The 8,396-nt window shown below is 68.7% G+C and carries 10 protein-coding genes and 1 riboswitch; of the genes, 2 read left to right on the plus strand and 8 right to left on the minus strand.

Going from position 1 to position 8,396, the window contains the following annotated elements:
• From MCM47_RS33680 to MCM47_RS33700, 5 genes are all read right to left on the minus strand, one after another.
• Positions 1-361: Scr1 family TA system antitoxin-like transcriptional regulator (locus MCM47_RS33680; protein ID WP_238950359.1), on the minus strand; the 361-nt coding region annotated here is incomplete at its 3' end.
• Positions 362-384: 23 nt separating this feature from the next.
• Positions 385-903 (minus strand): DUF6879 family protein, encoded by a 519-nt coding sequence (locus tag MCM47_RS33685; protein WP_238950264.1) that lies wholly within the window; start codon positions 901-903, stop codon positions 385-387.
• A complete protein-coding gene (locus MCM47_RS33690; protein ID WP_238950266.1) occupies positions 887-1,090 on the minus strand; it encodes a hypothetical protein in 204 nt (67 codons plus the stop codon). The genes MCM47_RS33685 and MCM47_RS33690 overlap by 17 nt, the downstream gene beginning before the upstream one ends.
• Positions 1,091-1,238: 148 nt before the next feature.
• Positions 1,239-1,511, minus strand: a complete 273-nt coding sequence (locus tag MCM47_RS33695) for a hypothetical protein (RefSeq protein WP_238950268.1) — start codon at positions 1,509-1,511, stop codon at positions 1,239-1,241.
• Complete coding sequence (locus tag MCM47_RS33700) at positions 1,508-1,945, minus strand: ATP-binding protein (RefSeq protein WP_238950270.1); 438 nt, start codon at positions 1,943-1,945, stop codon at positions 1,508-1,510. Before MCM47_RS33700 ends, MCM47_RS33695 begins: the two co-directional genes overlap by 4 nt.
• A gap of 227 nt (positions 1,946-2,172) precedes the next feature.
• On the opposite strand from MCM47_RS33700, the gene MCM47_RS33705 reads away from it, so the two are divergent.
• Together MCM47_RS33705 and MCM47_RS33710 are read left to right on the plus strand one after the other, a co-directional pair.
• Positions 2,173-3,042, plus strand: a complete 870-nt coding sequence (locus MCM47_RS33705; protein ID WP_238950272.1) for a helix-turn-helix transcriptional regulator — start codon at positions 2,173-2,175, stop codon at positions 3,040-3,042.
• Entirely contained in the window at positions 3,035-3,256 is a 222-nt protein-coding gene (locus tag MCM47_RS33710) for a DUF397 domain-containing protein (protein ID WP_238950274.1), read from the plus strand. Before MCM47_RS33705 ends, MCM47_RS33710 begins: the two co-directional genes overlap by 8 nt.
• A 62-nt stretch (positions 3,257-3,318) precedes the next feature.
• On the opposite strand, the gene MCM47_RS33715 is transcribed toward MCM47_RS33710, so the two are convergent.
• The 3 genes from MCM47_RS33715 to MCM47_RS33725 form a co-directional block, all read right to left on the minus strand.
• Positions 3,319-4,314, minus strand: a complete 996-nt coding sequence (locus MCM47_RS33715) for a ribonucleotide-diphosphate reductase subunit beta (protein WP_238950361.1) — start codon at positions 4,312-4,314, stop codon at positions 3,319-3,321.
• Positions 4,315-4,334: 20 nt separating this feature from the next.
• Positions 4,335-6,722, minus strand: a complete 2,388-nt coding sequence (locus tag MCM47_RS33720) for a ribonucleoside-diphosphate reductase subunit alpha (protein ID WP_238950363.1) — start codon at positions 6,720-6,722, stop codon at positions 4,335-4,337.
• A 200-nt stretch (positions 6,723-6,922) separates the two neighbouring features.
• Positions 6,923-7,063, minus strand: a riboswitch (cobalamin riboswitch).
• A gap of 63 nt (positions 7,064-7,126) precedes the next feature.
• Positions 7,127-8,396 (minus strand): glycosyltransferase family 39 protein (locus MCM47_RS33725; RefSeq protein WP_238950276.1); only part of this gene is annotated, 1,270 nt, incomplete at its 5' end.

An 8,396-nucleotide genomic window follows, 5' to 3' on the forward strand; every position in this document is an offset into this window, starting at 1 on the left:
TACCGAGGATTGCCCGAACGTACTCCGGTGTCTGGCACAGGCCAGGGATACAGGACGGTTGGAAGACCCGTTGAGTCGCAGTCTCGGCTTCAACGGAGCGGATGGCGTCCTGATGCAGGTGGAATCCGCTACGCCGGTACAGGCGCCACGCCGTGGCCTCGGTAGCTTCTCGACGGGCTGTCTCCACCATTCCGGCCCGAACTTCGTCGGACACCCCGATGGCCGCGAGGATGCGGTCGACATCCATCGCTGTCGGTGCCAGCTTTCCGGTCTCGATGCGGCTCAACTTGGACGGGGACATGGCAGCGCTGCGGGCGACTGCTTTGGCCTCTTTCCCGCTGGCCTTCCGCAGTTCCCGCAGCGTGCTACCGATGTGTCCTCTCACTAGCTGCCGTGCCGCTCCCACCAGTCGGCGAACGGCTCGGCATGGCTCAGAGCCGTGTCTCGCCAGTGAATCCACTTCTGAACGTCGGGCTCCTCCTCCGCTCCGAGGAATCGACCTTCGTCGTCGTAGGTCATGGAGACGGTTGCGGACTCGTCGAACATCCAGAAGTCGGGAACGCCGTCGAGCGGGTTCGACTTCTCCGTGATGTCGAGGATGAAGAACTCCTCGCCGGCCGTGGCGTTCGTCAGGTATCCCCAGCCGAGTTCGAACTGGAGGTACCGGGTGAGAGGTCGGGTCAGGATGTGAACCCGGTACATGCGGCGGCCGGCGTCGGTATTGCGTCGGACCTGCGCCAGCCACCTGGCGTTGTAGCCGGGAGGCTGAGATTCTCCGGCCAGGAATGCCTGATAGGCGTCCACATTGCCGGACTTGCTGTAGTCGTCCAGTGTCTCCAGTCGGAACGCTTCCTGCTGGAAGTCGTCGAAGAGTCGGCCGAAGGCGTCAGGAGAGATGGTCACGGGCAACCCTCACCAGGAGATCAATCGGGATGCGTACGGCGGTCTCGGTGTCGGGGAGCCGCATCATGGCCAGCGCTTCCGGGTCGTCCACCCTGAAACCCTGTACGACCAGTTCCCCGGTGTCAGTGGCGTAGATCGTCGGGCATGGCCCGTTGTCACAGGAGCTGTCTAGTTCGGTCAGCTTCAACGCTGCTTCCTCCCCTTGGCTTCTCGTTCGATGTTCCCGAGTCTCCGGGTGCAGCGTCAAGAACTCGATCTTTCGAGAACGAGAAATCGGCCTGGCGGGTCTGTGGCTGCTCCTGCCCGGCGCTCAGGCCGGGCAGGAGCAGCGGAGTTCAGGGGTGATGGGTGGTGATGGTGATGGGGTGGGCGGTCCAGCGGGTGAGGGTGCCGACGTAGAGGGTGGTGCTCCAGAGGCCGGCGCGGTCGAGGCAGCGGGCGACGCCGTCGCCGCGGCCAGGGCCGATGCAGACGCGGATGAAGTCGCGGTGGGCCTCGCGGACCGGTCGCGTTCGGACGTGGTCCCAGAGGACGGGGAGCGCGTGGTCGAGGCTCGGGAAGACGGCGGGCAGCATGATGCCGGTGATCCCGGCCCGGACGGCGCTCACGCGGCGGCCGTTTCGGGAACGACGTGGCACCAGACGAACTTGCCGACGCCTCCGTTGCGGGGGCAACAGCCCCACTGAGCGGCCAACTCGTGGACGAGGAGCAGGCCTCGGCCGGCCTCGTCGGAGTCCGCGGGGTCGCGGAGGGCGGGCTCGGCACTGTCGGCGTCGTGCACCTCGATGCGGAGCAGGTCGTCCGTGAGCCTGAACCGGATCTGGATCAGGCGTCCGCGCGGCGTGCGGGCGTGCTGGAGGGAGTTGGTGACCAGCTCGGAGAGCAGCAACTCGCCGGTGGGGAGCAGGCCTTCGGCGCCGGGGTGGTCGGCGAGGAAGCGGCGGAGTTCGCGCCGGGCCGCACCGGCGGACCTCAGGTGCCGGGGCAGCCAGCAGGCGTGTTCGGTAGGGGCGGTGTGGGAGGGGGAGACGGTTTCAGGCATGGCAGGGCCACCTCCGAGTGGTGCGGGGTGAAAGCGCTGAAGAAGGCATGGGAATGCCCGGGTAGTGAGTCGCCATGATCACGTTGTGTCGCTTGGCGGACTACGTTGAGTAGCATGCTCCTCGCTTCTTCTGGAGTGCAAGTCTCGACTTTGGAAGTGATCAAAGATTGTTGTCGGGGGCGGAGAGCGGCAGACTGGCAACGCACACACCGCTGGGAGGTCGACGCGTGCCCGTGAACAGGAATCCGACGGTTCGACAGCGACGGCTCGCCCGAACGCTCAAGGAGTTGCGGGTTGCTGCGCGGATGACGATGGCTCAGTCGGCCAAGCACCTGGCCTGCGCCGAGAGCAAGATCAGTCGGATCGAGGCTGCGCAGTCCGGAATCAGGCTGGTGGATCTACGGCTGCTACTTGACCTCTACGGCGTGACGGACCAGGCGGCGCGTAGCCGGTTGGAGGATCTGTCGCGCGATGGGCGCCTGCGAGGCTGGTGGGATAGGTATTCGGACGCGCTATCGCCGCTCTATGCCGACTACATCTCGCTGGAGGCTGATGCCTCGGATGCCTACAGCGTCGAGACCTTCCTCGTCCCGGGTCTGCTGCAGACGGAGGACTACACCCGAGCCGTCGTACGCGCGCAGATAGAGGATGCCAGTGCCGAGCAGGTCGAACAGCTGACGAAGGTTCGGCTGGAACGGCGAGCAGTGCTGAACCGCGAGTCTCCCCTCCGCCTCTGGGCTGTGCTGTCGGAGTCGGTGCTGAAGCACCAGATCGGTGGCCGGGCGGTCATGCGAGAGCAGCTCGAATACCTGGTCGCCGTGGCAGATCGGCCCAACATCAACATCCAGGTGTTGCCTGAGGATTCGGATGTTCATGCCGCGCTGTTCGGCCCACTTGTCATCCTGAGCTTCCCCGAGAGCACTGAGACGGACGTCGTGTACGTGGACAGCCTCCTCAGCACGCTCTACATCGAGGAACCGGGAGAGGTCTTCAAGTACTCCAGCCTGTTCCGGCGGGCGTTGGCCGAGTCTCTGCCCCGAAAGGAATCAGTCGCGCTCATAAGGCGCATCGCGAAAGGAAGGCACAGCGATGAGTAGCATCCCGGCAGATGTGACCGCTGCTGATCTCGTCTGGCGAAAGTCGTCGTTCTCAGGTGCGCAGAGTAACTGTGTGGAGATCGCGGTCGGTGTCAGCAGTGTGGTCCCCGTCCGGGACTCGAAGGATCCGGGCGGGGCGATCCTCCTCTTCCCGGCCGAGGCTTGGACCTCGTTCCTCGCCGGGGTCAAGGTCGGCGACTTTCCGACCGACTGATCAAACAGAGGTGCCCCGCACGGGCTGTGGCCGTGCGGGGCACCTCTGTCATGTCCGGTGACTTAGAAGTCGTCGTCGAAGGAGACGGAGCCCTCGACTGCGACCTGGTACGCGGACACCCGGCGCTCGAAGAAGTTCGTCAGCTCCTGGACGTTCTGCAGCTCCATGAAGCCGAACGGGTTGCTGGAGCCGTACCGGATCGGCAGGCCGAGGCGGGCCAGGCGCTGGTCGGCCACGGCCTCCAGGTACTGCCGCATCGACGCGGTGTTCATGCCGGGCAGGCCGTCACCGCACAGGTCCTGGGCGAACTGGAGCTCGGCCTCGACGGCCTCCTCCAGCATCTCCGTCACCTGCTTGGCCATCTCGTCGTCGAAGAGGTCGGGCTCCTCCTCGCGAACCGTGTCCACCACGGAGAACGCGAAGTCCATGTGCATCGACTCGTCGCGGAACACCCAGTTGGTGCCGGTCGCCAGACCGTGCAGCAGGCCCCGGCTCCGGAACCAGTACACGTACGCGAAGGCGCCGTAGAAGAACAGCCCCTCCACACACGCGGCGAAGCAGATCAGGTTGAGCAGGAACGCCCGCCTGTCCTCCTTCGTCTGCAGCGACTCGATGTGGTCGACCGCGTTCATGTACTTGAAGCAGAACTTCGCCTTCTGGGCGATCGACGGGATGTTCTCCACCGCCGCGAACGCCGCCGCCCGGTCCTCCGGGTCGGGCAGATAGGTGTCGAGCAGCGTCAGGTAGAACTGGACGTGCACGGCCTCCTCGAACAGCTGCCGGCTCAGGTAGAGCCGCGCCTCCGGGGAGTTGATGTGCTTGTACAGGCTCAGCACCACGTTGTTCGCGACGATCGAGTCACCGGTCGCGAAGAAGGCGACCAGCCGGCCGATCATGTGCCGCTCGCCCTCGCTCAGCTTGGCGAGGTCGGCGACGTCGGAGTGCAGGTCCACCTCCTCCACCGTCCAGGTGTTCTTGATCGCGTCCCGGTACCGGTCGTAGAACGACGGGTAGCGCATCGGGCGCAGGGTCAGCTCGAACCCGGGGTCGAGCAGCATCTTGCGGTCTTCGGTGGTGCTCACTGGCAGGCCTCGCAGGACTCGGGGTTCTCCAGGGAGCAGGCGATGGCGTCCTGCTCCTCCTGGGTCATGGTCGGGGTGGGCACGGGCACCGCGGTGCGGGCGGTGCCGGACGCGGCCTGGGCGATCCGGGTCGCCGGGCGCGAGCGCAGGTAGTAGGTGGTCTTCAGACCGACCTTCCACGCGTACGCGTACATCGAGCTGAGCTTGCCGATGGTCGGCGCGGCCATGAAGAGGTTCAGCGACTGGCTCTGGTCGAGGTACGGCATGCGCGCCGCGGCCAGGTCGATCAGCGCGCGCTGCGGCAGCTCCCAGGCCGTCCGGTACAGCGAACGGACCTCGGCCGGCAGCCAGTTGAGCTCCTGGACCGAGCCGTTGGCGTCGCGCAGCGCGTCGCGGGTCTGCTGGTCCCAGACGCCCAGCTCCTTGAGCTCGCGCACCAGGTACGGGTTGACCTGCAGGAACTCACCCGACAGCGTCTCGCGCTTGAACAGGTTGGACACCTGCGGCTCGATGCACTCGTACACGCCGGCGATCGAGGCGATCGTGGCGGTCGGCGCGATCGCCAGCAGCAGCGAGTTGCGCAGGCCGGTCTCGGCGATCCGGGTGCGCAGCGCGGCCCAGCGGTCGGCCCACTGGGGGGCGGCCGACGGGAAGTGGTCGATGTGCAGCTCGCCGCGGGCGGCGCGGGTCTCGCCGTACGCCTCGTGGCGGCCCAGCTGCTCGGCCAGGTCGGCGGAGCGCTCGTACGCGGTGAGCATGATCCGCTCGGCGATCAGCGTGGAGAGGACCTTCGCCTCGGCGGAGTCGAAGTCGATCCGCAGCTTGAAGAAGACGTCCTGGAGGCCCATCACGCCCAGGCCGACCGGCCGCCAGCGCGAGTTCGACGTCCCGGCCTCGACGGTCGGGTAGAAGTTGATGTCCACCACGCGGTCGAGGAAGGTCACGGCGGTGCGCACGGTGGCGTCCAGCCGCTCCCAGTCCATCGCGCCGATCAGGTCGGCGGCCGACGCACCCTCGGCCACGTGGGAGCCGAGGTTGACCGAGCCGAGGTTGCAGACGGCGGTCTCGGAGTCGTCCGTGACCTCCAGGATCTCCGTGCAGAGGTTGGACGAGTGGACCGTCCGGCCCGGCAGCGCGGTCTGGTTGGCGGCGCGGTTGGAGGCGTCCTTGAAGGTCATCCAGCCGTTGCCGGTCTGCGCGAGGGTGCGCATCATCCGGGCGTAGAGGGTCTGCGCGGGGATGGTGCGGACGGCCTTGCCGGCCAGCTCGGCCTTGCGGTAGGCCTCGTCGAAGTCCGCGCCCCAGAGGTCGACCAGCTCCGGCACGTCGGCCGGGGAGAACAGCGACCAGTCCTCGTTGGCGTTGACCCGGCGCATGAACTCGTCCGGGATCCAGTGCGCCAGGTTGAGGTTGTGGGTCCGGCGCGCCTCCTCACCGGTGTTGTCGCGCAGCTCCAGGAACTCCTCGATGTCCGCGTGCCAGGTCTCCAGGTAGACGCAGGCCGCGCCCTTGCGGCGCCCACCCTGGTTGACGGCGGCGACCGAGGAGTCGAGGGTGCGCAGGAACGGGACGATGCCGTTGGACTTGCCGTTGGTGCCCCGGATCAGGCTGCCGCGCGAGCGGATCCGCGAGTAGGACAGGCCGATGCCGCCGGCGTGCTTGGAGAGGCGGGCGATCTGGGCGTACCGCGAGTAGATCGAGTCCAGGTTGTCGAGCGGGGAGTCCAGCAGGTAGCAGCTCGACATCTGCGGGTGCCGGGTGCCCGAGTTGAACAGGGTCGGGGAGGAGGTCAGGTACTCCAGCCGGCTCATCAGGCGGTACAGCTCGGCCACCTCGCGCACCGACTGCTCGTCGTCGCCGACCGCCAGGCCACAGGCGACGCGGAGCAGGAAGTGCTGCGGGGTCTCGACGACCTTGCGGGTGATCGGGTGGCGCAGCAGGTAGCGGGACTGCACGGTGCGCAGGCCGAAGTACTCGAAGCGGTCGTCGCCCTGCGGGTCGATCAGCCCGTCGAGGACGTCGGCGTGCTTGGCGACGAGGGCGGCGGTGGTGTCGCCGATCAGGCCCTCGGCGTGGCCCACCGCGATCGAGGTGGAGAAGGAGACCACGCCCTGGGTCGCGGCCTCGTCGACGATCTCCATCGCGAGCAGCCGGGCGGCGAGCTTCGAGTACTGCGGGTCCTCGGCGATCATCGACGCTGCGGCGTCCACGGCCAGCCCGCGCAGCTCGGCGAAGTCCGAACCGGCGTGGCGGCCGCGCAGCGCGGCGGCGGCGACATGGCCGGGGTCCACCTGCGGGAGGTCGGCGCTGCGGTCGGTCAGCACCCGCAGCAGAGCGCCGCCCGGGTCGGAGACCGTCGGGTCGGCGGTGGCGGAGCTGGACACCTGGGCGGGCAGGGTGGCTGAGGCAGCGGTGGTCAAGGCGCTCTCTCCTGGCGGCGATCGGCGGCGGTGGATCGAATCACCGGGCCGTTCGGGGCAGGGGAGCACGGCGCGGCAGCCGGACGGCGTCGCGCGACGGTGTCATCCCCGGCCCGCCCGCGAGGCCCGGAAGTACTACTGGTGCTGAAGGCCTCTGCGGGGAGGGCGACCGGCACACCGTCGGCAGGTACTCGGACTCGCGGGCTCGGCTGGAGCCGCCCGCACACCGCTGCGGGGCAGTCCCGGATTCCCACCGGGTTCCCCTGCGTCGACAGCAGGGACGAGCATACATCTAGTGGCGACTGAGTATGACGGCCCCATATGTAGTGGCGGCGTGTCGCCGAGCCCGGGTTGCGGGCCCGTTGCGCTCAGTATCTGAGGAACACTTTGTACGTGCCGGAATCGCCGGTCGGGGAGCTGAACTGAGCGATCAGGCGGTAGTGCCCGCCGGCCCCGAGAGCGTCCGCGAGAGCCCGGTTCATGGCGCTCGGAGCGGTGCTGTCGAGGACGACCAGGTTGAACCAGCCGTCCCGGACGGCGGTGACGGTGCCGTCGTCGCCGCGGTGCACCACGCCGGCCCGGTCCTGGTACTCGGTGCCCCGGCGGGCCGAGAACCACTGGTCGGGTTTGCTGACGCTCCCCAGGTAGTACTCCGGCAGTCCCTCGACCTCGGTGAGGTAGCGGCCGTGCGGCTGGGCGTGCAGGCGCAGCACGCTGAGCAGCCGGCCGGAGTCGGGACCGTCCTGGTACCGCAGGGACGCCTGCTCCAGCCCGAGGGCGAGCAGCACCACCCACACCAGGATGCCCAGCTGGGGGTTGCGGAAGTGCGCGCCGACCAGCCTGGTGATGCCCACGCCGGCCAGCGGCGCGGCGAAGAGCATGCCGAACCCGAGGTGCCGGAACATCACGCCCGGGGTGCCCAGGCAGGCGTACAGGACCGGGATCAGCAGGGCCGTCCCGCACAGGACGGCGCTCAGCGCGGCGCGGCGAAGCCGGGTGGCCGTGATCTCGTCGTCCTCGGGCGACTCGTACATCCGCTCGCGCCGCACGTAGGCGGCCGCCCCGGCGCAGGCGAGCAGCGTGAACAGGCCGCTCCACCGGGCCGCGGAGAGCAGGACCGACCCGGCCGACCGGGCCTCGTGGCCCTGCGTGGGCGACCAGGCCGCGATGTCGTCCAGCAGGCCGAACGGCAGCAGCAGCCCGACGATGCCGACGGCCAGGAGCAGTGCCCGCAGGGCGGCCGGGCCGCGGCCCTTCCGGGCCGAGGCGGAGATCACCGCGAGGGCGAGCACGGCCGGCAGGGCGACCACCGCGGCGTACTCCGCGGCGACCGCCAGGGCCGCCACCGGCGCGGCCAGCAGCACCAGGGCCACCGGGCCGCGGGCGGTACGGACGACGATCCAGGCGCTGACCGCGACCAGGGCGATCGCGAGGGCGTCCGGGGCCGCGTAGAAGCCGACGACCACGGTGGACTGCACGACGGCGTACGCGGCGGCGCCGCAGATGGCCACGCGCTCGTTGAAGAGGCGGCGGGTCAGTGAGTAGGCGAGGACGGTGGTGGCGAGGGCCAGGACCAGGCTGACCACTCGGGCCCCGAAGATCCCGCTCGCGTTCGCGGCGGCGCCGGCCAGTGGCGGG

This window comes from Kitasatospora sp. A2-31, assembly GCF_022288725.1.
GTDB lineage: Bacteria > Actinomycetota > Actinomycetes > Streptomycetales > Streptomycetaceae > Kitasatospora.